The following is a 547-nucleotide window of genomic DNA, read 5'->3' as shown; positions in this document are numbered from 1 at the left end:
AAGAAAACTGCACATAGCTGACCGTTTTTAACACGTCATGGTCGCTCGCTTCGGTGGCCCGGATAGCCTGGCGGTCTACCAAAACCATAGGGATCAGTTGTTCAAGGCTACCGTCGAGATAAAAAGCCTGTTCGTTAGGCAACAAATACAACGGCGGACAATCATCATACAGGCAGATACGGGCTTTGCCGTCCGCCAGCGCCTGGAGGACAATGGCGAGGAGGCACTGTTCGGGGACGAACGCATCGGGTTTCGGGGTGTTTTCGGCGGGCAAAAAATGGGCCTGCACACGGCTGAACAGGTTGGCGATGCCCAACACCGTCGGTACGGTATTGCGTTTGGGGTAAGGGAGATACCAACTCGTCTGTACCGGCAATTCGTTACAGCCCCAGACGATCAGGCGTTTGTCGGTATATTTTTCCTGTAAAATTTTGAACGCCTGCACATCTTTTTCTGAATTGATCCACACCAAAAGCAAGTTGGCCTGGGCATTGTCGGTCAGGGACCAGTCGCTGTTTAAACAACGGATAGCCAAAGAGGCGGCTTG

At 52.7% G+C, this 547-nt stretch carries 1 protein-coding gene; it reads right to left on the bottom strand.

Translation table 11 applies throughout. The annotated features are described in order from the left end of the window. A partial coding sequence (locus AADEFJLK_RS24915) for a hypothetical protein (protein WP_170065260.1) occupies window positions 1-547 on the bottom strand: 547 nt, incomplete at both ends.

Origin of the sequence: Methylovulum psychrotolerans (assembly GCF_002923755.1) — a bacterium.
GTDB lineage: Bacteria > Pseudomonadota > Gammaproteobacteria > Methylococcales > Methylomonadaceae > Methylovulum > Methylovulum psychrotolerans.
Note: the sequence above shows the minus strand (reverse complement) of the source record. Positions and strands in the feature narration are given on the sequence as shown.